Source organism: Asticcacaulis sp. YBE204 (genome assembly GCF_000495855.1).
In the GTDB taxonomy this organism is placed as follows: domain Bacteria; phylum Pseudomonadota; class Alphaproteobacteria; order Caulobacterales; family Caulobacteraceae; genus Asticcacaulis.
In genome coordinates this window covers 1-23,933 of sequence record NZ_AWGF01000020.1, presented here as the reverse complement: position 1 = coordinate 23,933, position 23,933 = coordinate 1, and the positions used below count along the sequence as shown (strand labels likewise).

At 59.6% G+C, this 23,933-nt stretch carries 21 protein-coding genes; 10 read left to right on the top strand and 11 right to left on the bottom strand.

What is annotated here, in order from left to right; all coding sequences use genetic code 11:
- Positions 1-117 precede the first annotated feature (117 nt).
- The 5 genes from parE to AEYBE204_RS37865 all read left to right on the top strand — a co-directional run bounded on the left by parE (position 118) and on the right by AEYBE204_RS37865 (position 6,412).
- Positions 118-2,187 (top strand): DNA topoisomerase IV subunit B, encoded by a 2,070-nt coding sequence (gene parE, locus AEYBE204_RS37885; RefSeq protein WP_023463883.1) that lies wholly within the window; start codon positions 118-120, stop codon positions 2,185-2,187.
- Positions 2,188-2,354: 167 nt separating this feature from the next.
- Positions 2,355-3,884, top strand: coding sequence for a DEAD/DEAH box helicase (locus AEYBE204_RS37880; RefSeq protein WP_023463882.1), 1,530 nt, complete (start codon positions 2,355-2,357; stop codon positions 3,882-3,884).
- A gap of 97 nt (positions 3,885-3,981) precedes the next feature.
- Positions 3,982-5,037: a GGDEF domain-containing protein gene (locus AEYBE204_RS37875; protein ID WP_023463881.1), complete on the top strand. Its 1,056-nt coding sequence runs from the start codon at positions 3,982-3,984 to the stop codon at positions 5,035-5,037.
- Positions 5,038-5,132: 95 nt separating this feature from the next.
- On the top strand, positions 5,133-5,936 hold the full coding sequence (locus tag AEYBE204_RS37870; protein WP_023463880.1) for a 1-acyl-sn-glycerol-3-phosphate acyltransferase: 804 nt from the start codon (positions 5,133-5,135) through the stop codon (positions 5,934-5,936).
- A gap of 80 nt (positions 5,937-6,016) precedes the next feature.
- Positions 6,017-6,412 carry a hypothetical protein gene (locus tag AEYBE204_RS37865; RefSeq protein ID WP_023463879.1) on the top strand — a complete coding sequence of 132 codons (396 nt, stop codon included), beginning with the start codon at positions 6,017-6,019 and terminating at the stop codon, positions 6,410-6,412.
- Here the strand turns inward: AEYBE204_RS37865 and AEYBE204_RS37860 are convergent.
- The 9 genes from AEYBE204_RS37860 to AEYBE204_RS37820 form a co-directional block, all read right to left on the bottom strand.
- Positions 6,409-6,801 (bottom strand): iron-sulfur cluster assembly accessory protein, encoded by a 393-nt coding sequence (locus AEYBE204_RS37860; RefSeq protein ID WP_023463878.1) that lies wholly within the window; start codon positions 6,799-6,801, stop codon positions 6,409-6,411. The two genes, AEYBE204_RS37865 and AEYBE204_RS37860, sit on opposite strands and share 4 nt — an antisense overlap.
- A gap of 62 nt (positions 6,802-6,863) precedes the next feature.
- On the bottom strand, positions 6,864-7,271 hold the full coding sequence (locus AEYBE204_RS37855) for an SUF system Fe-S cluster assembly protein (RefSeq protein WP_023463877.1): 408 nt from the start codon (positions 7,269-7,271) through the stop codon (positions 6,864-6,866).
- Positions 7,272-7,275: 4 nt separating this feature from the next.
- Complete coding sequence (locus AEYBE204_RS37850; protein ID WP_023463876.1) at positions 7,276-8,493, bottom strand: aminotransferase class V-fold PLP-dependent enzyme; 1,218 nt, start codon at positions 8,491-8,493, stop codon at positions 7,276-7,278.
- Positions 8,483-9,541, bottom strand: coding sequence for a Fe-S cluster assembly protein SufD (sufD, locus tag AEYBE204_RS37845; RefSeq protein ID WP_023463875.1), 1,059 nt, complete (start codon positions 9,539-9,541; stop codon positions 8,483-8,485). The genes AEYBE204_RS37850 and sufD overlap by 11 nt, the downstream gene beginning before the upstream one ends.
- Positions 9,541-10,290 carry a Fe-S cluster assembly ATPase SufC gene (gene sufC / locus AEYBE204_RS37840; protein ID WP_023463874.1) on the bottom strand — a complete coding sequence of 250 codons (750 nt, stop codon included), beginning with the start codon at positions 10,288-10,290 and terminating at the stop codon, positions 9,541-9,543. The genes sufD and sufC overlap by 1 nt, the downstream gene beginning before the upstream one ends.
- A gap of 18 nt (positions 10,291-10,308) precedes the next feature.
- A complete protein-coding gene (locus AEYBE204_RS37835) occupies positions 10,309-10,632 on the bottom strand; it encodes a hypothetical protein (protein WP_023463873.1) in 324 nt (107 codons plus the stop codon).
- Positions 10,629-12,095, bottom strand: a complete 1,467-nt coding sequence (gene sufB / locus AEYBE204_RS37830; protein WP_023463872.1) for a Fe-S cluster assembly protein SufB — start codon at positions 12,093-12,095, stop codon at positions 10,629-10,631. Before sufB ends, AEYBE204_RS37835 begins: the two co-directional genes overlap by 4 nt.
- Entirely contained in the window at positions 12,095-13,213 is a 1,119-nt protein-coding gene (locus AEYBE204_RS37825; RefSeq protein ID WP_023463871.1) for a cysteine desulfurase family protein, read from the bottom strand. Before AEYBE204_RS37825 ends, sufB begins: the two co-directional genes overlap by 1 nt.
- The gene (locus tag AEYBE204_RS37820) at positions 13,210-13,731 is read right to left on the bottom strand and encodes an Rrf2 family transcriptional regulator (protein ID WP_031231521.1); all 522 of its coding nucleotides are present in this window, start codon (positions 13,729-13,731) and stop codon (positions 13,210-13,212) included. The genes AEYBE204_RS37825 and AEYBE204_RS37820 overlap by 4 nt, the downstream gene beginning before the upstream one ends.
- A 164-nt stretch (positions 13,732-13,895) precedes the next feature.
- Between AEYBE204_RS37820 and AEYBE204_RS37815 the strand changes: the two genes are divergently transcribed.
- Positions 13,896-14,546: an alpha/beta hydrolase gene (locus tag AEYBE204_RS37815; RefSeq protein ID WP_023463869.1), complete on the top strand. Its 651-nt coding sequence runs from the start codon at positions 13,896-13,898 to the stop codon at positions 14,544-14,546.
- Positions 14,547-14,559: 13 nt separating this feature from the next.
- Entirely contained in the window at positions 14,560-15,093 is a 534-nt protein-coding gene (locus tag AEYBE204_RS37810) for a hypothetical protein (RefSeq protein ID WP_023463868.1), read from the top strand.
- On the opposite strand, the gene AEYBE204_RS37805 is transcribed toward AEYBE204_RS37810, so the two are convergent.
- A complete protein-coding gene (locus tag AEYBE204_RS37805) occupies positions 15,070-16,200 on the bottom strand; it encodes an anhydro-N-acetylmuramic acid kinase (RefSeq protein WP_023463867.1) in 1,131 nt (376 codons plus the stop codon). The genes AEYBE204_RS37810 and AEYBE204_RS37805 overlap by 24 nt on opposite strands.
- 87 nt (positions 16,201-16,287) lie before the next feature.
- Between AEYBE204_RS37805 and tyrS the strand changes: the two genes are divergently transcribed.
- Positions 16,288-17,541: a tyrosine--tRNA ligase gene (tyrS, locus tag AEYBE204_RS37800; RefSeq protein WP_023463866.1), complete on the top strand. Its 1,254-nt coding sequence runs from the start codon at positions 16,288-16,290 to the stop codon at positions 17,539-17,541.
- A gap of 117 nt (positions 17,542-17,658) precedes the next feature.
- On the opposite strand, the gene AEYBE204_RS37795 is transcribed toward tyrS, so the two are convergent.
- Positions 17,659-21,777 carry an AsmA-like C-terminal region-containing protein gene (locus AEYBE204_RS37795; RefSeq protein ID WP_023463865.1) on the bottom strand — a complete coding sequence of 1,373 codons (4,119 nt, stop codon included), beginning with the start codon at positions 21,775-21,777 and terminating at the stop codon, positions 17,659-17,661.
- A gap of 149 nt (positions 21,778-21,926) precedes the next feature.
- On the opposite strand from AEYBE204_RS37795, the gene AEYBE204_RS37790 reads away from it, so the two are divergent.
- Positions 21,927-22,424 (top strand): peroxiredoxin, encoded by a 498-nt coding sequence (locus tag AEYBE204_RS37790; RefSeq protein WP_023463864.1) that lies wholly within the window; start codon positions 21,927-21,929, stop codon positions 22,422-22,424.
- 227 nt (positions 22,425-22,651) lie between these two features.
- The gene (locus AEYBE204_RS37785) at positions 22,652-23,797 is read left to right on the top strand and encodes a peptidoglycan DD-metalloendopeptidase family protein (RefSeq protein ID WP_023463863.1); all 1,146 of its coding nucleotides are present in this window, start codon (positions 22,652-22,654) and stop codon (positions 23,795-23,797) included.
- Positions 23,798-23,933: the final 136 nt, after the last annotated feature.

Sequence of the window (23,933 nt, the reverse complement as noted above, 5' to 3'; positions counted from 1 at the left end):
CCACAGAAATCGGTCGCAAGCCCCTTGGGGTTTGCGGCCTTTTTGTTTATGGATTGTTCCAGACCTGCGACAGTTGCGTCACGCACCTGCCCGGCGAATCAGTTCACAGTGAATGTCATGTCCGATCCTATTCCCCAACCCTCCCTGTTCGGCGGTGACACGCCCAAGCCAGCTGCCGAAGAGAGCAAGGCGACCAAGCCCGTCGTGGTGCAGGCCAAGCCCGAAGCCACCATAAATGCGCCGTCCGCCATGACCGCCGAAGGCTATGGCGCATCGTCGATCGAAGTGCTGGAGGGGCTGGAACCGGTCCGCAAGCGCCCGGGCATGTATATCGGTGGCACAGACGAAAAGGCGTTGCACCACCTATTCGCGGAAGTACTCGATAACGCCATGGACGAAGCCGTGGCCGGACATGCCAAGGCCATCTGGGTCGAACTGGATACGGAAGGCTATCTCTCGGTACGCGACGATGGTCGCGGCATACCCGTCGATCCGCACCCGAAATATCCCGGCAAGTCGGCCCTCGAAGTCGTCATGACCGTTCTGCACTCCGGCGGCAAGTTCTCCGGCAAGGCCTATGAAACCTCCGGCGGCCTGCACGGCGTCGGCGTCTCCGTCGTCAACGCCCTGTCCGAGCATCTCGAAGTCACGGTCTGGCGCGATGGGTTTGAATGGCAGCAGAACTTCTCCAAAGGCCTGAGCCTCGGTCCCATCCAGCAGATCGGCCCGTCGAAGAAGCGCGGCACCCGCGAACGCTTTCTGCCCGATCCTGAAATCTTCGGCGTTGGCGCGCATTTCAAACCGGCACGTCTGTATCGTATGGCCAAGGCCAAGGCCTATTTGTTCCGCGGCGTGCAAATCCACTGGAAGTGCGCGGCCAACCACATCACCGACCACACGCCGACCGAAGACAAGTTCTATTTTCCCAACGGTCTGGCCGACTATCTGGCCGAACGCGTGCTGGAAACCGAAACCGTCACCGATATCTTCTCGGGTCGCGTGGAGCGCAAGGGTGAGGCGGGTGCAGTCGAATGGGCGGTAACCTGGTCAGGCGCAGGGTTCGGTGAATTCGATGGCTTTACGCAGTCCTACTGTAACACAATTCCCACCCCGGACGGCGGCACCCACGAAGCCGGGCTTCGCGCCGCCCTGACCCGCTCGTTGAAATCCTATGCCGAAATGACCGGCGACAAGCGCGGCGGCATCGTCACCGCCGAAGATGTGGTGGCTCAGGCCGGTGTGGTCATTTCGGTGTTCATCAAGAACCCGGAATTTCAGGGCCAGACCAAGGATCGCCTGTCGTCGTCCGACGCGCAGAAACTGGTTGAAAAGGCGCTCGCCGACCCATTCGATCACTGGCTGATCTCCTCGCCGAAACAGGCCGACAAATTGCTCCAATTCGTCGTCGAACGCGCCGAAGAGCGTTTGAAGAAGCGCAAGGACAAGGAAGTCCAGCGCGCTTCGGCGACGCGCAAGCTGCGTCTGCCGGGCAAGCTGGCCGACTGCGCCCGTCAGGACGCCCACGGCACCGAACTGTTCATCGTCGAAGGTGACTCGGCTGGTGGTTCGGCCAAGCAGGCGCGCAACCGCAACACACAGGCTATCCTGCCCCTACGCGGCAAGATTCTCAACATCGCCTCGGCGACCGCCGACAAGGCGAAGTCCAATCAGGAACTGTCCGATCTCGGTCTGGCGCTGGGGGTGCAACCCGGGGCGCGCTTCAAGGAAGACGACCTGCGCTATGAACGCATCGTCATCATGACCGATGCCGACGTCGACGGCGCGCACATCGCCTCGCTGTTGATCACCTACTTCTACCGCAGTATGCCTGGGATGGTGCGCAACGGTAACCTGTACCTGGCTATGCCGCCGCTCTACCGTATCAGCCACGGCGCCAAGACCATGTATGCCAAGGACGACGCACACCGTCTGGAACTGCTGGAAACCGAATTCAAGGGCAAGAAGCCCGAAATCGGCCGCTTCAAGGGCCTCGGGGAGATGATGCCGGCGCAGTTGAAGGAAACCACCATGGACCCGAAGACACGGACCCTGGCGCGGGTGACTCTGCCGGAAAACGAGACTGAGATTGAGGATCTGGTCGAGACCCTGATGGGTCGCAAACCCGAACTGCGCTTCAAATATATCCAGCAAAACGCCGAATTCGTCACCGAAGACCTCGACGTTTAGACGGGTTCAGGCCCACTTAATAAACTTCTGTCATTTTGCGCAAAATCTGGTACTAGAGGCGCAAAGCCTTTCACGGTGCGGATTTGCGCCGGTTTCGCGCCAGATTCGCGCGGGCTCGAAGGCGATTTTCCCGTTTACTTTCCCTCTGCCCCCAAACGCAAAGCTTAATGACCAAGTTTACCGATCTAGGCCTCAGCCCTGAAATCCTCAAAGCCGTTGCCGATACCGGCTACGACACGCCGACCGCGATTCAGGAACAGGCTATCCCCATCGCCCTTGTCGGGCTCGATGTTCTGGGGATCGCGCAGACGGGTACGGGTAAGACCGCGGCCTTCACCCTGCCGATGATTGAGAAACTGGCCTCGGGGCGTTCGCGCGCCCGTATGCCGCGCGCCATCGTGCTGGCGCCCACGCGCGAACTGGCCGATCAGGTCGCCGAAGCCTTCGAGAAATACGCCAAATATTGCAAACTGAACTGGGCGCTGCTTATCGGTGGCGTGTCGATGTCGGATCAGGTCGCCAAACTGGACAAGGGCGTCGATGTTCTGATCGCCACGCCGGGCCGCTTGCTCGACCTGTTCGAACGCTCGAAGGTCATGCTCAACGGCGTGCAGTTGATGGTCGTCGACGAAGCCGACCGGATGCTCGACATGGGTTTCATCCCGGACATCGAACGCATCTTCAAGCTGACGCCGCCGTCGCGCCAGACCTTGTTCTTCTCAGCCACCATGCCGCCTGAAATCACGCGCCTGACCGAGCAATTCCTGAAAAATCCGGTCCGGATTGAAGTTTCGCGCCCCGCCTCGACCAACGAAAGCATTACGCAATACGTCTATCGCGTGCCGCAAAAAGACTCCAAGACGATGGCCAAGGCCAAGCGTATGGCGCTGCGGACCCTGATCGGACAGCTCGATATCACCAACGGCATCGTCTTCTGCAACCGTAAGAGCGACGTCGATATCGTCGCCAAGTCTCTGTCGGTGCATGGTTTCAACGCCGCGCCGATCCACGGCGACCTCGATCAAAGCCTGCGCATGAAGACACTCGATGCCTTCCGCAAGGGCGAATTGAAGCTTTTGGTTGCATCAGATGTGGCCGCCCGCGGCCTCGATATTCCCAATGTCGGCCACGTTTTCAACTTCGATGTGCCGATCCACGCCGACGACTATGTCCACCGTATCGGTCGTACCGGTCGCGCAGGTCGTACCGGCGAAGCCTACCTCATCCTCTCGCCACAGGATGAGAAGAACTACGACAAGGTTTTGAAACTCATCAAGAAAGAGCCCGCACCTCTCGAACTGGAAGTCGACTGGACCGGTCTTGAAGATGTCCGTCCGGAACGCCCCGAGCGCAAGGGTCGCGAGCGCTCGCCGCGCGGACGTTCGCGTCCCGTCAAGGCGTCCGAAGGCGTCTCGATGGAGCCGGTCGAAGCCGCCCCCTTGCCCGTCACCGACGTCGGTGCCACACCGGAAGTTGATTCGATTGCCACCTCTGAGGCGGTAGCAACCGCAATACCCGAAAAAAAATCACGCCGCCGCGCAAGTGTGAAGTCGGTTCCCGCCGAGTCGAAGCCCGCAGCGGAACCCCGCACCAAGTCAGATAAAAAGCCTGAATATTCAAACGATAAGGATAGTGACGGCGCCGGCTTCGGCGCCCACGTTCCGGCCTTCCTTCTACGCAGTGCTTACCGTAACTGAGAAATAAGATAAAAATAAATTCGGCCGTTAACCGGCTGTCAGAGAAATTGGCATAGGCTCGTCGTGTCACCGCGAATCAGTGTGACATGAGGAAGCTATGAATAACGACATAGAAGTCAGCGTACGCAGCCCCAACGCCTATACGCTCGCGCAGGAAGCCATCCGAATGATGGAACTGCACGATGTCTGGCCGACGCCGCTCAATTATGAAATCTGGCTCTATGTCGCGGGTGATCCCGAATCCGCCCTGGCGCAGGAGATCCGCCGCCTGATCGGTTCCGGCGAAAAGATCACCGAGGAAATTTCGGAAAGCCTCGCTTCTAAATTTATCACGCGCATGAAGCTCAATGACGAGGTCCGCGACGCTGGCCTAAAGCTGACCCGCGAACTGGCCTCGGTGACCGACGTCATTACCGAAGCCCAGAAGGCTCAGAAGGTTTACAATCAGACCCTGCTCGGCGCGAAAGATTCGATGGTCGACGTCGATGCTGTGCGCCTGCGCTCGCTGGTCGACAATCTGACCGCCGCTACCAATAAGGTCATCGATCAGCACGGCTCACTGGAAACGCGCCTCAACGAATCCTCGCGCGAAGTTGCCCGTCTGCGCAAGCATCTCGATCAAGTGCGCATGGAAGCCATGACCGACGCCCTGACCAACCTCGCCAACCGCAAATCTTTCGACGAAGCGCTGGACAAGCATTGCGAAGGCGATGACGGTAATGTCGTGACTTTGGCCGTGCTCGATATCGACCATTTCAAGCGCTTCAACGATACCTGGGGCCATCAGACGGGCGATCAGGTTCTGCGTTACGTAGCGTCGGTCCTGTCGCGGATGGGCCGTGCACCGCGTCTGGCCGCCCGTTACGGTGGCGAAGAATTCGGCATGATTTTCCCGAATGAATCCATGGCCTCGGTCGAACGTCTGCTCAACGAAGCCCGTCAGGAAATCGCTTCGCGCGTCCTCAAGCGCCGCTCGACCAACGAAGACCTCGGCACCGTCACGATTTCGGCGGGCCTGGCTCAGCGTGAATTCGGCGAAGACGCCTTCGATCTGCTCGATCGGGCCGACAAGGCGCTTTACCAGTCCAAGAACAATGGCCGTAACATGGTCACCTGCGCACCCGGTACGCGCAAGGGCGCCAACGCCGCGTAGAAAGCGACCTGAAATAATAATTTGAACGTTGTTCAAATTTATGCAAATATGCAGACAGGGCAGCATTGCCCTGTCTTTTTTGTTGCAGGTTCCTCATGCGCTCGTTCGCGTTTGCCGTCGTCTACTGGCTGTTTTCGATTGTCTACAGCCTTGCCGCCCTCATCCTGTCGTTGCTCCCCGGACGCAAGCCGGTTCTGTGGATCATCCAACGCTATACGCGGCGCATGGTGTGGGCGATGGACGCTGTCGCGGGTATCAAGCTGGACATCCGCGGCCGTGAAAACGTGCCTGCCGAACCGGTCATCTTTGCGGCCAAGCACCAATCGTGGGGCGACGGTTTCAGCATCTACTCTCAGTTCTCGGATCTGGCCTTCGTCACCGGCGACCATCTGGAGAAATATCCGATGATGGGCACGCTCCTGCGCAAGTTGGGCGCCATCGTCGTCAATAACTGCGGTGGTCACGAAGCGCGCAAGAACCTAAGCCAGCGTTCTGCCGAAGCCGCCCGCGACGGCCGCCACATCCTGATCTACCCCGAAGGCCACCTGAATGCGCCGGGTACCTATCGCCGTTACCGTTCCGGCGTCTGGCACATGTACAAGAATTTCCAGCGTCCCGTCGTGCCGGTAGCTACCAATCTCGGCCTGTTCTGGCAGGAAATGCAGTACAAGAAAACGCCCGGCACGGCGGTCCTGCAATTTCTCGAACCCATCCCCGTCGGGCTCGACAAGAACACCTTCATGGCCACACTGCAATCACGGATAGAGGACCATACCCAGGCCCTGATCGCCGAGGCCACCGGTCTGTCGATTCAGCCATCGGTTCTTATCGATGAAACGCCTGAGAGGGCGGCGAAGCGCGACAAAACCTCCAACACCCTCGCGCAAACCGTTGAATAATTATCAAAATTGAGCTGTCATCAGGCCTTTCTTAAGGCCTGTAGGCTACGGTGATGGCACCAAAGCTACGAGTGCCGTCCATGCCTGCGACCTTCCGCATCAGCCATCTTATAGACGCTGAGAAACAACGTCTGATCATCACCGTGCGGGGACGGTATGAAAGCACCGCCCTGATCGATGCGTTGATCAAGCTGTACGGCACGCTTGGCCATCCCTGGCTCTATGATCGTATTATGGATATGCGCTCTGCCGACGGTTATGTCGAAGTGCTGGACCTGTTGCGCGCCGGAAAATATCTGGCGGAAATGGCAGGTTCACCGCCCCCGCCGCGCAAACGTCTAGCGCTGATTTCCACCGACCCGTTCGACAGACCGCGCCTGGGGAGTATGGAAGACATGTTCCCCAAGGCTTTTATCCAGACGTTTGAGAGCCTCGACGAAGCGCTCGACTGGCTGGATACCGTGCCTGCCGTTTAATCCTTGGCGACCGGCACGATGGTGACGCTCTCGCCGCACCCACAGGCGTCGGTTTCGTTCGGATTATTGAAGACGAACTTCGAGGCCAGCTTGGTCGTCTCAAAATCGATGACTGTGCCGACCAGATAGAGCACCGCCTTGGGCTCGATCAGGATGGTGACGTCCTTGTCCTTGACCACCTCATCAAGCGGGTCGATGCTTTCGGCATAGGACAGGACGTATTCCTGACCGGCACAGCCGCCAGCCTTCACGCCGACGCGCAGGCCGACATAGGGCTGTTCAGCACGTGCCATGATCGACTTGACCTGATGGGCCGCAGCCTCGGTCAGAGATACCACGGCTGGACGCGGGCGGCGTATACGCGGGGTAATGCTCGGCTGAATGTCCATGATCGTCTCTGTGCTTTACCTAGGAAGGGGGCGCATGGGGGAAACCCGTTTCCCCCATGATACTAAAACATATTCAGTTGTAACTTGGCCTCGTCGCTCATCTTCGACGACTCCCAAGGCGGTTCAAAGACCAGATTGACCGTGCAGTCTGCGACGCCGCGCACGCCCATGACGGCGTTTTGCACCCACCCCGGCATCTCACCCGCCACCGGGCAGCCCGGCGCGGTCAGGGTCATATCGACCACGACTTCGCGGTTATCATTGACATCGACGCGGTAGATCAGCCCCAGTTCGTAGATATCGACCGGGATTTCGGGGTCGAACACCGTCTTGAACGCGGCGATCAGTTCGTCGGTCAGACGATCGAGTTCTTCCTGCGGCAGCGGTTCGACCGCCGTCGTTTCCTCGGCTGAAAACAGCTCGGCTTGCGGCTCTTCGCCGGACAGGGAAATGATCTCGTGCTGGGACATGGGTTTACTCAAAGAAGGATTGGGCCTTGGCGACGGCGGTAATCAGCGCGTCGATTTCGGCTTCGGTATTGTAGATGGCGATCGAGGCGCGCACGGTCGAGGTCACGCCCAGACGCGTCATCAGCGGTTCGGCGCAGTGCGTCCCCGCCCTCACCGCTATATTGTAGCGATCGAGGATTTGCGCAACGTCGTGGGCGTGGGCCGAACCCAAAGAAAAGGTCAGGATAGACCCTTTTTCTTTAGCTTCGCCGTGGATACGCACAGAATTGATGGTTTTAAGCCCCGCATGGGCGCGTTCATAGAGCGCCATTTCGTGCGCCACAGCGGCCTCGCGGTCCCATTGCGACAGCCAGTCGATGGCGGCCTTCAGGCCAATGACCTCAAGGATCGCTGGCGTACCCGCTTCGAAACGATGCGGTGGCTCGGCATAGGTAATCCGTTCCTTGCTAACGTGAGCGATCATCTCGCCGCCGCCCTGCCACGGGGGCATGGCCTCCAGCAGGTCGTAGCGCCCCCACAGGACGCCCAGACCGGTAGGTCCATACAGCTTATGCGCCGAAAAGGCATAGAAGTCGCAGCCGAGCGCCTGTACGTCCACCGGTAAGTGAACCACACCCTGACAGCCGTCGATCAGCACCTTAGCGCCGACCGCATGGGCCTTCTGAACGATCTCCTGAACCGGGTTGATCGTGCCCAGAACGTTCGACATATGCGCGATGGCAACCAGCTTGACGCGCTCGGTCAATAATTGATCAAACGCCGCCATATCGAGGCTGCCGTCATCGAGGATCGGCACCCATTTCAGCACCGCGCCGGTACGCTGCGCCAGCATGTGCCACGGCACGATATTGGCGTGATGCTCTAGTTCCGAGATTAGGATTTCATCGCCGGCTTTGAGCGCCAGCCCCCAGGTCTGGGCGACCAGATTGATCGACTCGGTGGCCGACTTTGTGAAGATCACCTCTTCCGGCCGTGCGGCGTTGATGAATTTAGCGACGGTTTCGCGCGCCGCTTCGAAGGCGTCGGTGACCTCGTTGGCTAACCGATGCAGGCCCCGGTGCACATTGGCGTAGGACTGCGCCATGTGGTGGCTCATGGCGTCGATCACGGCCTTCGGCTTCTGTGCCGAAGCCCCGGAATCGAGATAGATCAGCGGCTTGCCGTTAATTTCGCGGCTGAGGATCGGAAAATCGCGGCGGACGGCGTCGACGTCAAAGGGCATAGAACCCTCCGGCCTTGTCCTCGATCCAGTTCAGGACCATCTCGCGCAGGGCCTCGTCCTCGATCTGCTCGGCGACCGGCACGACGAAGGCCTGCATCAGCAGGGCGCGCGCTGTGTCTTCGGGCATACCGCGCGACTGGCAGAAGAACAGCGCCGCCTCGTCCAAAGCGCCAATCGTATTGCCGTGGGCGCATTGCACGTCGTCGGCGTAAATTTCAAGCTCCGGCTTGGCGCGCACATGCGCCCCGTCATTGAGCATCAGGGCCTGATGGCGCATCCGCGCGTCGGTGCCGTCGGCGCCCTTTTCGACATAAATCCTGCCCTGAAATACCGCTGTGGCGCGGTCCTTGACGAGGCCCTTGATCAGTTGCTCGGTCGTGCCGTCGATTTCGGCGTGATTGACGCGGGTGGTGTAGTCGAAATGCGCCGTGTCCTTGAGCAGATAGGCGCCGTGCATCTCGACATGCGCGCCATGACCGGCATGTTCGACATGCGTTTCGAAACGCTGGAACTTCGCGCCGGTCGCAAAGACGTATTGTTTGAACACGCTGCCCGGCGCGGTTTTGACGGTCGAACGGCGCACCGACACGGCGGTTTCGGGCTCATCGAGGATGACCACGCGGGTCAGCGATGCGCCTTCGGCCAGGTCGAAATGCAAGGTGGTGTTTGCGGCGTAATCGAGCGCGCCGCTATAGTCTTCGAGCAGGATCAGGTGTTCGTCCGCGCCCAGCGCGATACGGCCTTCGCCTTGGTAGCCAGCGACCGCGCCCTCTTCCCCGACATCGCTCAGGTCGAGGTAAAGACGGCCGCCAGAGACCTGAATGGCCTTGGTGACAGCCGCTTGCAGATCACCCAGTTGCCCGTCACCGGCGCAATGCCAGTAGAAGCCGCCGAAATCGCCGGTCGCGGCTTGCAGATGCGTCAGAGCGGTGCGCGACGGCACATCCCGCAACACGCGCGCGAGGTCGCTATATTTCCACTCCTCGTTCCGTCGCGTCGGGTAGGACGACGGATCGAACAGGTCGAGCGGGGTCAGGTCGAAGGCCATTACGCGGCCTCACCGAGATAACGGTCGTAGCCGTGCGCTTCCAGTTCCAGCGCCAGTTCAGGACCGCCGGAATGGACGATCTTGCCGTCCACAAGGATATGTATGCGATCCGGCTTGATATGATCGAGCAGGCGCTGATAGTGGGTGATGACCAGCATAGCGCGGTCCGGCGCGCGCAGGGCATTGACGCCGTCCGACACGACCTTGAGCGCGTCGATATCGAGGCCGGAATCCGTCTCGTCGAGGATCAGGAACTTCGGCTTGAGCAGCGCCATTTGCAGCACTTCCATGCGCTTCTTTTCGCCGCCGGAGAAACCGACATTGAGCGGACGCTTCAGCATGTCCATGTCGATTTTCAGCGTCTTGGCCAGTTCGCGCGTCGTTTTGAGGAACTCCGGCGCGCTCATTTCGTCTTCCCCACGCAGCTTGCGCTGGGCGTTGAGCGCCGTGCGGATGAAGGTCAGGGCCGGAACGCCGGGGATTTCCAGCGGATACTGGAACGACAGGTACAGACCGGCGGCGGCGCGTTCATGCACCTCCATCTCCAGCAGGTCTTCGCCGTTGAAATCGACCGCGCCCTGCGCGACCTCGTAGTTCGGGCGACCGGCCAGCGTGTAGCCGAGCGTCGATTTGCCCGCGCCATTGGGGCCCATGATGGCGTGGACTTCGCCCGCCGGAACGTTCAGGTTCAGGCCCTTGAGGATGGTCTTGGTGTCGACGGAGACGGTGAGGTTTTCGATACTAAGCATTGTTATAATAGCCTTCTTTTACGCTGAGCCTTCACCGGCTTCATGAACATTCCGAAGTTTTGACGCTGCAATGCAAATGTCTGCCATTGCAAAAGAGTGGGCCTTCTCATCTATTTCTAACCAGAGAAAACTTTTGTTCCCATCGGCGGCACCGAGAACAAGCAGTCGCTCTCCGGGGTGAACCACTAGAGGCGGTTCACTTACTGAATAGTACTGATTGATTACCTCTATCGGCGTAACCACAGAATACATTTTGACCGGACGACCAAGACTGTCCGACGCTTCATCATCAAACCACATACTCTTGGATTTTCGCATTTCGATATCCGGGTAAAGCGTCATCCCACGCTCCCCTCAAGCGAGATCGCGACCAGTTTCTGGGCCTCGACGGCGAATTCCATCGGCAGTTCCTGCAACACGTCGCGCACGAAGCCGTTGACCAGCAAGGCCACGGCCTCTTCCTGCGACAGGCCGCGCTGCATGGCGTAGAACAGCTGATCCTCGGACAAGCGCGTCGTCGTCGCCTCGTGCTCGAACTGCGCGGTAGCGGTGTCGGATTCCACATAGGGCACGGTGTGCGCGGCACAGGTCTTGCCGATCAGCAGGCTGTCGCACTGGGTGAAGTTGCGCGACCCGACGGCCTTGGCGTGGGCCGAGACCAGACCGCGATAGGTGTTGGACGACTTACCCGCCGACACGCCCTTGGAGATGATGCGCGAGCGGGTGTTCTTGCCCAGATGGATCATCTTGGTGCCGGTGTCGGCCTGCTGCATCCCGTTGGTGACGGCGATGGAATAGAACTCGCCGACGCTTTCGTCCCCGCGCAGGATGCACGACGGATATTTCCACGTCACGGCCGAGCCGGTCTCGACCTGGGTCCACGACACCTTCGAGCGCGCGCCCCGGCAATCGGCGCGCTTGGTCACGAAATTATAGATGCCACCCTTGCCCTCAGCGTCGCCAGGATACCAGTTCTGCACCGTCGAATATTTGATCTCGGCGTCGTCCAGCGCCACCAGTTCGACCACGGCGGCGTGAAGCTGGTTCTCATCGCGCATCGGCGCGGTGCAGCCTTCCAGATACGAGACATAGGCCCCCTTGTCGGCGATGATCAGGGTGCGCTCGAACTGGCCCGTATTTTCGGCATTGATGCGGAAATAGGTCGACAACTCCATCGGGCAGCGCACGCCCGGCGGCACATAGACAAACGAACCGTCCGAAAAGACGGCAGCGTTCAGGGCGGCGAAATAGTTGTCCGACACTGGCACGACCGAGCCCAGATATTGACGCACCAGATCAGGATATTCGCGTAAGGCCTCGGAAATGGCGCAGAAAATCACGCCGGACTTTTTCAGCTCGTCCTTGAAGGTCGTCACGACCGAGACCGAATCGAACACGGCATCGACCGCGTATTTCGGCGCGCTGGCGACGCCCGCCAGCACTTCCTGCTCTTTCAGCGGGATACCCAGCTTGGCATAGACGGCCAGCAGTTCCGGATCGACCTCATCGAGGCTGTTCAGCTTGGCCTTCGGCTTCGGCGCGGCGTAGTAATAGAGATCCTGATAATCGACCTTCTGGTACTCGACCTTGGCCCAGTCGGGTTCATCCATCGACTGCCAGCGCTCGAAGGCGGCCAGACGGTATTCAAGCATCCATTCCGGCTCGTTCTTCTTGGCCGAAATGAAGCGCACGATATCGGCATTGAGCCCCTTGGGCGCGTATTCCATCTCGATATCCGAGACAAAGCCGTGCTCATAGGTCTCAAGCTTTTGAACAGTTTCGATCGTTTCCTTGACCGCGGCCATCAGGCGCTTTCCTTTACTCTGCTGGTGCTCCGGGCGAGAAATCTCTCATAACCCTTTGACCAGATATCCAAAAATTCCTGCCAGTCGGCGGGGGTCGTATTCCACCCGGACGAGACGCGCAAGGCCTTATCGGCCACATCGTTCAGGCCCATGGCCTCCAGCACCCGGCTAGACTTGACCTTGCCCGACGAACAGGCCGAGCCCGACGAAACGCAGACGCCCGCCATGTCCATGTGGATAAGCTGAAGTTGCGCCGTCCAGTCGGGGACGGTGAAACAGGTGATGCCCGGCGCGCGCGGGGCGTCTTCGCCGACAATGGTCGCACCCAGGGCTTTCAACGCCGCTTCAATAGCGGTTTGCGCCCCGGTATCGGTCGCGGATACCGCGCGCACGGCGGCGGCAAAACCGGCGATTCCGGCGATATTTTCGGTGCCCGCGCGATAGCCGAACTCCTGCCCGCCCCCCGGCACAGTCGCGCGGATGTCACGGTCGGCGCTGTAGATCAGCGCGCCGACGCCCTGCGGTCCGCCTATCTTGTGCGCCGCCAGCGACAGACTGTCAGCGCCTAAAGCTTCGATGTCGATCTCGATCTTGCCCGCCGCCTGAACGGCATCGACGTGCAGCCAACCGCCAGCTGCATGAACCTTGTCGGCGATGTAGCGGATCGGATTGATGACGCCGGTCTCGTTATTGACCAGCATGACGGCGACGAACGGGCGATCAATCAACAATTGATCAAGCGCTGCCAGATCGATGAGGCCCGATCTCAACAGCGGCGCATAAGCCACGGGCAGACCGTAGGATTCCGCCGCCTTGTGGAGGCTGTCGTGTTCACCGGCGCTGACAATGATCCGGTCGAACCCGCGCGCCTGTGTCAGGGCCAATTGATTGGCCTCGGTGCCGCCCGAGGTAAAGACCAGGCGCGCCGAACCGATGCCGTTTAGCAGCGCGAGCACCGTATCGCGCGCTTCTTCGAGCAACAGCTTGGCCTTGCGCCCCAGCGCATGAACCGAAGACGCATTGGCCCCGATATCCCATGCCGCGATCATGGCCTCGCGCACCTCGGGCCGGATCGGCGAGGTGGCGGCGTGATCGAGATAGATGGGGGTACGACTCATATGGCCAGTTCCCGCAACGGATCGTGCGCCACGCGGTTTTCGATGGTTACGCGCTTGCGCGTCCGTTTGTTGATCACGTCGCTCAGCGACACGGTCGACAGGTAGTCGTGAATGGCGAAACCCAGATCTTCCCACAGATTATGCGTCAGGCAGCGCTGCCCGCCCGGCATACAGCCGATTTCGCGCGCCGCGCTTTCCTTGGATTGCCGCTTATTGGCCCCCAGCTTGTTCGAGGTCAGGGCGCAGCGCGTCGCCTTGATCGGCTCGTCAACCGCCAGCACGATTTCGGACACGAACAGATCGTCGGCCTTGCGCGCCAGCGAATAGCCGCCGCCGGGCCCCCGCGCGCTCTTGACGAGGCCCGCCTTACGCAAACGCGCGAACAGTTGTTCCAGATAAGACAGCGAAATCTGCTGACGATCCGAGATTTCAGACAGGGAGATAGGCTTACCCTGCGCATTCAATGCGAGGTCGGTCATGGCCATTACGGCATAGCGTCCCTTGGTCGATAATCTCATGCTGATCTCTGTGACGAAAAACCTGCGCAAAGCGAAAAGAGTGTGCTAAACGGCTTGCCTTACAGCGGAAAGCCCGTTTGCAGCGGACTTAGTAATTCCGACTAATATAGTCAAGAATTATGCCCCGCACCATGACACTTTTTGTTACTGAGCAAGGGTTCTATATGCCTGAAGTTATCCTCGCCGGCGCCGCCGGACGAATTGAGGCCCGATATACCGCCGGCAAAACGGAAAACGCTCCCATCGCCCTGATCCTGCATCCGCACCCCAAGGCGGGCGGTCACATGAATAATCCGGTGACGGTGCAACTGTTCCACCTGTTCATGACGCGCGGCTTCTCGGTCCTGCGCTTCAACTTCCGCGGCGTGGGTAAATCACAGGGCGAATTCGATTCGGGCATCGGTGAGCTGGCGGACGCCGCCACCGCGCTCGACTGGCTTCAGGCCAAGAACCCGACGGCATCGCAATTCTGGGTCGCAGGCTACAATTTCGGGGCCTATATCGGCATGCAGCTTCTGATGCGCCGTCCGGAAACCGACGGTTTCGTCTCGGTGTCGCCGCCCGCCAACGCCTATGATTTCAGCTTCCTGGCGCCTTGCCCGGCGTCCGGCATGTTCCTCAACGGCTCGGCCGACGCGGTAGTGCCGCCGTCGGAAGTCGAGCGCGTCGTCGCCAAGCTGCGCACGCAGAAGGGCATCACCATCGCCCACGAAGTCGTCGAAGGCGCGGGCCACTTCTGGACCGACCAACTGAGCGAAGTCGAACAGCGCATCGGTGGTTATCTCGACCGTCGTCTGGCCGGCGAACTGGAATAGTTCCGCGCTTTCCATGCCCGGCAAACTCCCGGACCTTGTTTTCGAGACGCCCGTCTGGGCCTTGTGGCAGCGGCTGACGCCGCTGTTTCCCGGCTGGAGCCTCATCCCCTCGGCGTTTGTGACGCCGGGGGCGTGGACCATGATGGGCGTCGATTTCGTCAGCGGTCTGCGGCGCAATGGATCGACGCGTAAGGCGTTTGAATTGCTGGCGGGCGTGGATGCCGCGATCTTTGCCGCCATCGTCGATCTGGCCACGCTGAACGAAAAGCGTCAGGAACATATCCTAAAGGCCGTCATCATCGGCTATCTGACCATCCCGCTATCCGTCATCGCCTTGCTGGCGGAAATAGCCGGGGATAGCGTGTCGTGCTATGCCCGCGAACACACGACGGCGATCATCCAGTGGGGTTGCGTCCTGACGGCGGCCCCGGCGGGTTATTTCCTCAGCCACTGGCGGTCGAAGCAGATCGTCAGCGTGCTGGAACTGATCCGCATCGAGCGCGGCGATGTGGTCGCCAAACCGTCAGGCGCGACGACGGAGGACTGACGGCTGGAATAGCCGCCCCCCGATCAACGGTGCCTTAACGCCCGTTGTGCCGGGGAACGAAATCGGCAAGCCTCTCAGCGACCGCGCTGCCATGTAGGCAAAGGCTTCGGCCTCTATCGCGCCGCCGCGCCAACCCACGTCTTCGGCAATCTCCACGGGTGCAATGTCCGATAAGGTCCGCGTAAGGACTTCAACCAGATGCGTATTATTCCGCCCGCCACCACAAAGTATAATGGCGCTGGCCTTCTTTACATGGCTGGTAATTTCAAATCGCAGGCTTGTCGCTGTAAACATCAAAAGGGTTGCCATTCCGTCTTCAAAGCCGAGATGCGAAATGGCATCCAAGGTGAAATCGTATCGATCCAAAGACTTTGGCGCTCCCTGAAGAAAGTAGGGATGCCGCATATATTCCCCGACAACATAGCCGTCCGGCGTGCCCTTCGCCGCGACCGCGCCGTTTTCATCGAACAGCAAACCCGTATGCTGGCGCATCCATTGATCCATCAGACCGCTGGCCGGGCCGGTATCAAGCGCCGTCAGACCATCCTCACGCACCACGGTGATATTGGCCACGCCGCCCAGATTGACGACCACGACCGGCAACTTCAAACCCGCCGCCTGCGCCAGAGCCCGATGATAGACCGGCGCCAGAGGGGCGGCCTCGCCGCCCGCTTCGATATCGGCCTGACGGAAGTCGCAAACGACCGGCACACCCGTGCGATCGGCGAAATACTGACCGTCGAACAGTTGCACCGTGCGGCCCTTGATGCCTGCTTTCGGACGTTCGTGCAGAACGGTTTGACCGTGCACGCCCAGCGCGTCGAAATTCTTTAAATTCAATCTATTTTCACGCACAAATTCATCCAGAGCTGTAAGATGAAAATCAGCGATCACGCGGCGCGCTTCGGTGAAAATCTCAGGCTCCGCCTCGCCGCGCGGCCATTGCAAAGCCGCCTTCGTCGCCGCTTCCAAAACCGCGCGCACCTCAACCGGCATCGGCTTTTCGGCATAGGCGCCAAAGCTCAGTTGCGCCTCGCCGTCCGTTTCCAGCACCGCCATATCGATACCATCCAGAGACGTTCCGGTCATGAAGCCGATGATTTTCATGCAATATACCTATGGCAAAGCAAGTCGTGCGTGGTAAAGGCACTGTCGCACCAAACGGTGCTGAAAACCAACAGATAGTTAGAGATCATGACCACCTTCAAATCCGATTTCCTCAACGTCCTTCAACAGCGCGGGTTCATCCACCAGTGCACGGACGCGGAAGCCCTCGATACGCTGGCTTCCGCCGGACCGATCACGGGCTATATCGGCTTTGACGCCACGGCGTCATCGCTGCACGCGGGCTCGCTGGTGCAGATCATGTTGCTCTATTGGTTGCAAAAGACGGGCAACAAGCCGATCGTCCTGATGGGCGGCGGCACGACCAAGGTCGGCGACCCGACCTTCAAGGACACTCAGCGCCCGCTTTTGACCGACGCCCAGATTCAGTCGAACATGGACGGAATCAAACGCGTATTCACCAACTTCCTGACCTTTGGTGAGGGTGCTAACGACGCCATCATGGTCAATAATGACGACTGGCTGTCGGGCTTCGGTTATATCGAATTTCTGCGCACCTTCGGTACGCATTTCACCATCAATCGCATGCTGACCTTCGATTCGGTCAAGCTGCGCCTTGAGCGTGAGCAGCCGATGACCTTCCTTGAGTTCAACTACATGCTCATGCAGGCCGTCGATTTCCGCGAACTGAACAATACCTATAATTGCGTCCTGCAAATGGGCGGTTCTGATCAGTGGGGCAATATCGTCAACGGCGTCGAACTGACCCGCCGCCTGAACCAGAAAGCCGCCTTCGGCCTGACGACGCCACTGTTGACGACGGCTTCGGGCGCAAAGATGGGCAAGACGGTCGGCGGCGCGGTGTGGCTCAATGCCGACGCACTATCGCCCTACGACTACTGGCAATACTGGCGCAACGCCGAAGACGCCGATGTGGGTAAATTCATGCGCCTGTTTACCGACCTGCCGCTGGATGAGATCGCGCGCCTCGAAGCCCTGCAAGGGGCGGAGATCAACGAGGCCAAGAAGATCCTTGCCGACGCCGCCACGCGCATGGTCCATGGCGAAGCCGCCGCCGCTACCGCCCGCGACACGGCGCAGAAGGCCTTTGAACAGGGCGTTCTGTCCGCCGATCTGCCGACCGTCGAGGTGGCGCGTTCTGAGCTTGAGGCCGGGATCATGCTGGCGGCGCTGGCAACTAAGATCGGCCTGACCGGCTCGAACGGCGAAGCCCGTCGTCTGGCGCAGGGCGGTGGCCTGCGCGTCAACGACGCGGCGATCACCGACGGCAATCAAAACTTGACACTGGGCGATCTGAACGCTGACGGCGTGATCAAGCTGTCGCAAGGCAAGAAGAAGATTGTTCTGGTGAAGCCGGTTTAAAGGTTATGGGGCCTCAGGCCCCAAACCCCATAACTTAGAGCAAAATGAAAGGCCGGTGCATAAAGCGCTGGCCTTTTTCTCTGCTCCAAGTAACGGGTGAAGGGGGCTTGCCCCCTTCTAATCTTTACGCTTTTCACTGACCTGAATAGGCGGCAGCGGATCGACGCGGTCCTCGTCCAGCAGCCGTCGCAGGAAGCCCGGCAGGACCAGGGACAGCGGATCGATCTGGGCCTGAGGCGTCTCGAAGCGGCCCTTCAGCTTGTATTTCAGCCCCAGCACGCCCTCGCCCGACTTCGAGGTGATCACGTCGCCGACCAACGGCACCCCGGCAAAGGCGGCATTGACGCCGTAGGCCGGGATTATCGTGCCCTGATAGTCGAGCGATTGCCGCTCGAAATCGGATGAGCCCCAGACATTGATGCGCAGGGCTTCGCCCTTGGCCCAGCCATTGCGGATAAAGAGATACTTGTTGCGATAGCGGATGGGGAACTCGTAATCCTTGAACGTAATACCCGCCCCCGACAGGGTGTCCGACAGGCCTTGCAGCGAGGCCAAGGTCAGCACCTGACCCAGGGCGGGAATCTGGCTGACGCGGATATTTTCGCCTTTGAGCGTCGCATCGACCTGACCGTCGCGGTACTTGCCTTCGACAACCGCCGTGCCGCCGGTCAGGCGTTTGTCGCCGATGGCCGTGCGCACCAGATCGCCCATATTGTCGGCTTCAAAGGTGAATTCGGTATGGTCGTCTTCGGGGTCGAAATCGAGCGTCACCAGCGAGCCTTCTCCGGTCAGGGCCGAGCCCTCGCCCTTGATGCGGTTGCGACCGTCCCATTCGACGTTCAGTTCGACGTCGCTGAACACGCCGGTATCCGACGCGCGCAGGGCCGCAACGTCGATCAGCACGCGTAAGGGTCTTTGCGGCAGGGCTTGCGGCTCGCGATAGGCGACCGGTGGTTCGGACGCGACCACTGGCGACGGCGCACCATTGACGACCACGGTCTTGGGCTTGGGCGGATTGAACCACGGCCTAATATCCAGTCGTGCGCCCTTGATGGAGACGATACGCGTCGACGGGTGATCCAGTTCGTAAAATTTCAGCGATAAATTCGCGAAATCCTTGAGGTAGATGCGCGAGAAATCGGCATAGTCGAACGTCCCGTCTTTCAGCATCGAGGCGCGACCTTCGATGGCGATCCGCGCGCCTTCGGCATGGATGCGCGAAATATTCATCCCGCCGCCTTCGCCACGATCGTCGAAACTAAGCGCCAAGCTTGCGGCCTCGCCCACAGGCTTGACCCAGTCGCTACGCGCCAGTTGAAGCTGAGTTTGCGTCGCATCGATATTCAGCACAGCCGCTGAAATCTCACCCGGTGAAATGGCGTCCGGCGTGCGGTTTTCCGTCTGGAACAGGCTCAGCGCGAAACCGACCTGCCCTTTCAGGTCGAGACTGTGGTTGAGATAACCCAGCCGGTTCAGGAAAGGCCCGTCCAGATCACCATAAATTTTCATCCACGGCTTGGGCGGCCCTGAGGTGAAATCGACGCTTTCGGTATCCGGCAAATCGAAGCGCACCGGTTGCGTCCCCAGCAAGACCTCGCCGCCGATACCCTGCGCGCCCTGCTCCCACTTCGCGAAAACCGGAATGGTCTGCGTTGGCGTAAACCAGGCGCGCGGCAGGCCCATCGCATACAGCTGTTCCGGCGTCAGACTGGTGGTCAGGGTCCGAAGAGGCGGCTTGTCGCCTTCGTCGGTCCAGTCGAGCACGGAATCGATGTCATCCAGCCGGATACGGGCCTCGCGCGACTCCGCGTCCAGCCCGATATCAACGCTCAGTTTTCTAGCCTGATTGAAATAGGGCAAGGCGCCCATGCCTAGCAGTTGCGCCCGCTCCGGTGTGATCGTCGCCTTATAGACCAGACGCGGATGGTCGCTGTCGAGATAGCCGAGGTCACCGGAAAAACCTTCGGCCTCCAGATCACCGGTCCAGATATCCCCGGCGCGAATAAGCCGGATGACCGTCGGAATTTCCGGCTTGAAGCGCGCGAAGATCGGCAGCCCCTGCCCCTTCATCCCGGCGCTCAGCGTATTGCCGGTCAGGGTCACGTGGGTCGGGCGCTCCTCGGTGCCGTCCCAGTTGACCGTGCCATTGAAGATATCGGACTCGATCTCGCCCTTGCCAACATTATTGAAGATTTCCATCTTCCCTTTGAGGGCCACGCGCTTCGTCGGCGAGCCGCCGAATTGCCGCGCGTTGAAGCTGCCGGTGAAATCGACATATTGCATCTTCGGCTCGAATTGCGTCGTATAGCCTATGTCACCGGCATAGGGCCCAAGCTTCGCCGGACCGCGCACCTCCAGATGATCGGCCAGATAATCACCGCTCACCGTCAGATCGCCTTCGGTCAGGTCCCAGCCCAGCGCCGCCTGCTTCAAACCGGCATTGCGGATTTTACCACTGAATTTCAGATCGAGATTTTTCAGGGTCAGGGGCGTAAAGGTCGCGAATTTGATATCCAGCCGCGTCTCGGCTTCGCCCGACAAACGTTCCCGTGTCAAACCTTCCTTGCCGAGATTGCCCCCCGTGAGCGGATCGATAGCCTCGATCAGTTGCGCCGCACCGGACAGGGCCGTCAGCCAGATATGGGTATCGGCATTATCCTTCTTCTTGAAACTTGGCACCGACACGCCGCCACCGGTGATGGGTACCTCGACCAGCCGCCCGCCTTTCAGAAACAGGTCGAAGCGGCTGCCCAGCAGGAGGCCGTTGCCGTGCAGACCCGTCGCGTCCTGAAGCTTGTCATGAAAATTCAGCGCCATATCGCGGAAATCGAAGGTTAGCCGCAAATCCTCGTTTTCCAGCGCATCGGGCTTGAGATGCCCCGGCGGGGCTTTCAACGTGAAATCGGCGTTGGAATAGACCCCGCCCTTGATGCGCCGGATCAGGTCGCCGCGCGTCACCGGCGTCATCTTTTCCGGCCAGAAGGCAAAGACCTGTTCCTTGGTGAAGACGCCCCTGACCTGCGCCGTCAAATCGGCGCCCAGTTGCCCTTTTTCATCGGTATAGATGCGGCCCTTCGTCGTCAGCGGCGACGCCCCACCCAACAAGCCCTTGCCTGATTGGATCGTCAACTCGCGATCGTCCGGTATATAGGCCCCGATGAAATGCACGTCGGTCAGGGTCTGGGCCGGGAAATCGTCGGCCAGCTGACCGGTCACACGCGGTCCGGTGAAGTCGAACTCCACTGCCATCTTGCGGTTGGTTTTTTCGTCTTCCGGCGAGATATGGACCTTGCCGAACAGGTCGGTGTCGAGGAAGCGCGACTTGAGACGGAAGCTCTTGAACTCGACCGTCTTGGTCTTGGGCGCGTAATCGGCCTTGAGGCTCAGCGCGTCGAAGTCCTGCGCCGACTTGCCGAAAGCGTAGCTGCCCTGGCCCGCGGAAATATCGGCAAAGGCGTTTTCCAGACCATTTTTGGCCGAATATTTCAGGCTTCCGCGCCCGTTGACCGCCGCGCGGAAATGCGACAGAGGCCGCGCCACGCCGACCGAGGGGAAGACCTTCGACGGGATCAGGTCGCGGATCTGCGCATTGAGCGACGCCGTCTTGAGATCGGTTTCGGCGTCGGCATGCGCCGTCAGGTAAGAAGTCTGGCCTTCGCTGAGGATCGCCACACCGATATCGGTCTTGATCCGTGTTTTGCGCTTGGTAAAATCGATATGCGCGACCTGCGCCCGCCATTTGAGATCGCTGCCGACCTGACGGAAGGCGATCGTGCCGTCCTTGAGCGAAAATTGCCGTGTAAAGCTAATCGGGCGACCCAGCTTCTCAGGTCCGGTCAGGTCGAGAAACGCCTTGTCGATGGCAAAGGCCGTCGGATCGCCCTTGGCGTCGTAACCCAGTTCATAGCGGCCATTGGTCGACACTGACATGGCGACGAAAAAATCTTCCGCCGTCAGCCGCGCCGGGGCCAGATGCAGCCCCAGCAAACTGTCGATGGCCAGGGCCGCTTCCATTTCGCCGGCCGAGGCGATAACGCGACCCTGCGCATCCTGCAACCTCATTTCGTCGAAGCGCAGGCCCAGAGCATTGGTATCATGGAACCAGACGAGGTCGAGGTGTTTCAGGCTGGCCTTCGCACCCGGTACCGTGCGTTCAAGGCGATTGATGATCAGGAATTTGAGACCATCGATGCGGATCGGGGTCTGCGCCAGATTGATGACGAAACAGGCAATCATCAACAGGATCAGTCCCGTCAGACTGAGCCGCCAGTGTTGTCTTATTTTGGCAATTAACCTATTCACGAAACCCGGAATGAAACGACACTATTGTTTAGATGAATGGATATTTATCCTCTAATCCCATAAGCTTAACCGAAGGCATTGTCATGGCAAAAAAAGCAGCATCCGCAACCGAATTCAAACCCTATGCGGCGCCGAACTTCGACCTGCCCTCGGACGACGGGAAATCGTTCACGCTCAAGGCCTTGCGCGGCAAATGGGTCGTGCTGTTCGTGTACCCTACCGACAATACACCGACCTGCACGCAGGAAGCCCTGGAATTCACGGCCGCCATGCCCGATTTCAACGCATTGGGTGCCACCGTCATCGGCTTGTCAAAAGACGACCTTAAAAGCCATGCGAAGTTCCGCACCAAACACGGCCTGACCATGCCGCTGCTGTCGGACGAAAGCACCACCACCATCGATACCTTCGGGTCGTGGGGCGAAAAAAGCCTGTACGGACGGGTCTATATGGGTACGGATCGTTCGACCTTCCTGATCGATCCAGAGGGTCAGGTTCAGGCCGAATGGCGCAAGGTCCGCATCAAGGGCCACGTTCAAGCCGTGCTCGATACCTTGAAACAAATGAAAGTTAAGACTTGACTTAGTCGACATAAGCATAACCGCGTTATGCGGCATCATTCTTGAAATGAACCTTCCGTATCACTCAAAATGGGACGTTCAGGCGATGGAAATGGTGCTCAACCTGTTGTTTTTCATGACAGCCCTTATTTTCGCTGCACTGCACGCCCCTGCGAATCGATTAGCGCTTGCCAAACCCGTTTTGGTTAAGTCATAATTAAGAAACTCCTTGGGGTAAGGTGTGTGTGATGCGTAAGAAAAGCTTTCAACGCCTGCGGAATACTCTGGAACAAACGTTTCCGGAGCGGCACCTGTTCATCCGTTCCGGCGATGAGACGCAAGGCTACATCCTCAGCACGGGCAAGCAATTCGGACTGGCGGTTCTGGCGACGATCGGCCTGACCTGGCTGGCCATGAGCACCGGCGCGGTCATCTTCATGGCCATTTCCAGCGGTAACGGCCCAGATCGCCAGATCATGATGATGAAGGCGCAGTCCGAGCGCTGGGTCGCCGATCGTCAGGCCCGCCTCGACGTCCTCATGCAGCAAAACGAAGCCTCGTCCGGTTCGCTGGAGCAGTTGGCACAGACGGTCGAAAAGCGTCATGGCGCTCTGGTGCAGATCCTGAAAGATTTCAAAGGCGTGCCGGGTGCCGCAACCGCCCTCGCACCCGGCCGCATCGACGAAACCCTGCCGCCGGTCGAACGCGTCTATGCCGTGCGCGCCGAGCAGGAACGCATGGTCTCCAAGGCTGAAACCTTTGCCAAGTCGCGCGCCGAACGCCTGCGCCTGGCCTTCCGTCTCGCCGGCCTCAACCCAAGCTCTTATTCCGGCGGCGGCGCGTCAGGTGGTCCGCTGCTGGAATCCAAGGATTCCAAGGAACTGGCGGCCTTTCTTAACGTCGATCAGGGCTTTGCCGAACGCATCCGCAATGCGGCCCTGAACCTGTCGGACATGCGCGGCCTCGAAAAATCGGTCAAGGGGATGCCGTTCGCGCGCCCGACCTTCGACACGCGCACGACCTCAGGTTTCGGCGTTCGCTTCGATCCGTTTACGCGTAAACCCAAGAACCACTTTGGCCTTGATTTTGCAGGTCCGTTCCTGACCCCTATCCATGCCACGGCCCCCGGTATCGTTTCGTTCTCCGGTGTCCGAAATGGGTACGGGAACTGTGTCGAAATAGATCACGGTAACGGTTTCAAGACCCGTTACGCCCATATGCAATCCTTCTCGGTAAAGGCCGGTCAACGCGTCGGCGTCGGTCAACGGGTAGGCGCAATGGGCTCGACGGGCCGCTCTACGGGGGTTCACCTTCATTACGAGGTGTGGATCAACGGTCGTCCTCAAAATCCCGCGCGCTTCGTAAAGGCTGGAGACTATGTTCAACAAAACTAGCAAACCCGTCCGTCATACCCCTGAGCCGCCGAAGGCCAATGTGCCGCCGCCGCTCGACATGTCGACGGTCAATATGAAAAAGCCGAGCGCTCCGGTGGCGCCGGCGACGCCTGCCCCCGCGCCGGTCGCCGCGCGC

Coding starts and splice junctions, on each gene's coding strand:
- AEYBE204_RS37805 (WP_023463867.1), bottom strand. CDS start 16,200: ATGAAAATCATCGGCTTCATGACCGGAACGTCTCTGGATGGTATCGAT.
- sufC (WP_023463874.1), bottom strand. CDS start 10,290: ATGCTTAGTATCGAAAACCTCACCGTCTCCGTCGACACCAAGACCATC.
- AEYBE204_RS37825 (WP_023463871.1), bottom strand. CDS start 13,213: ATGAGTCGTACCCCCATCTATCTCGATCACGCCGCCACCTCGCCGATC.
- AEYBE204_RS37815 (WP_023463869.1), top strand. CDS start 13,896: ATGCCTGAAGTTATCCTCGCCGGCGCCGCCGGACGAATTGAGGCCCGA.
- AEYBE204_RS37795 (WP_023463865.1), bottom strand. CDS start 21,777: ATGATTGCCTGTTTCGTCATCAATCTGGCGCAGACCCCGATCCGCATC.
- sufB (WP_023463872.1), bottom strand. CDS start 12,095: ATGGCCGCGGTCAAGGAAACGATCGAAACTGTTCAAAAGCTTGAGACC.
- AEYBE204_RS37880 (WP_023463882.1), top strand. CDS start 2,355: ATGACCAAGTTTACCGATCTAGGCCTCAGCCCTGAAATCCTCAAAGCC.
- AEYBE204_RS37875 (WP_023463881.1), top strand. CDS start 3,982: ATGAATAACGACATAGAAGTCAGCGTACGCAGCCCCAACGCCTATACG.
- AEYBE204_RS37790 (WP_023463864.1), top strand. CDS start 21,927: ATGGCAAAAAAAGCAGCATCCGCAACCGAATTCAAACCCTATGCGGCG.
- tyrS (WP_023463866.1), top strand. CDS start 16,288: ATGACCACCTTCAAATCCGATTTCCTCAACGTCCTTCAACAGCGCGGG.
- parE (WP_023463883.1), top strand. CDS start 118: ATGTCCGATCCTATTCCCCAACCCTCCCTGTTCGGCGGTGACACGCCC.
- AEYBE204_RS37870 (WP_023463880.1), top strand. CDS start 5,133: ATGCGCTCGTTCGCGTTTGCCGTCGTCTACTGGCTGTTTTCGATTGTC.
- AEYBE204_RS37785 (WP_023463863.1), top strand. CDS start 22,652: ATGCGTAAGAAAAGCTTTCAACGCCTGCGGAATACTCTGGAACAAACG.
- sufD (WP_023463875.1), bottom strand. CDS start 9,541: ATGGCCTTCGACCTGACCCCGCTCGACCTGTTCGATCCGTCGTCCTAC.
- AEYBE204_RS37835 (WP_023463873.1), bottom strand. CDS start 10,632: ATGACGCTTTACCCGGATATCGAAATGCGAAAATCCAAGAGTATGTGG.
- AEYBE204_RS37820 (WP_031231521.1), bottom strand. CDS start 13,731: ATGAGATTATCGACCAAGGGACGCTATGCCGTAATGGCCATGACCGAC.
- AEYBE204_RS37850 (WP_023463876.1), bottom strand. CDS start 8,493: ATGCCCTTTGACGTCGACGCCGTCCGCCGCGATTTTCCGATCCTCAGC.
- AEYBE204_RS37865 (WP_023463879.1), top strand. CDS start 6,017: ATGCCTGCGACCTTCCGCATCAGCCATCTTATAGACGCTGAGAAACAA.
- AEYBE204_RS37810 (WP_023463868.1), top strand. CDS start 14,560: ATGCCCGGCAAACTCCCGGACCTTGTTTTCGAGACGCCCGTCTGGGCC.
- AEYBE204_RS37855 (WP_023463877.1), bottom strand. CDS start 7,271: ATGTCCCAGCACGAGATCATTTCCCTGTCCGGCGAAGAGCCGCAAGCC.
- AEYBE204_RS37860 (WP_023463878.1), bottom strand. CDS start 6,801: ATGGACATTCAGCCGAGCATTACCCCGCGTATACGCCGCCCGCGTCCA.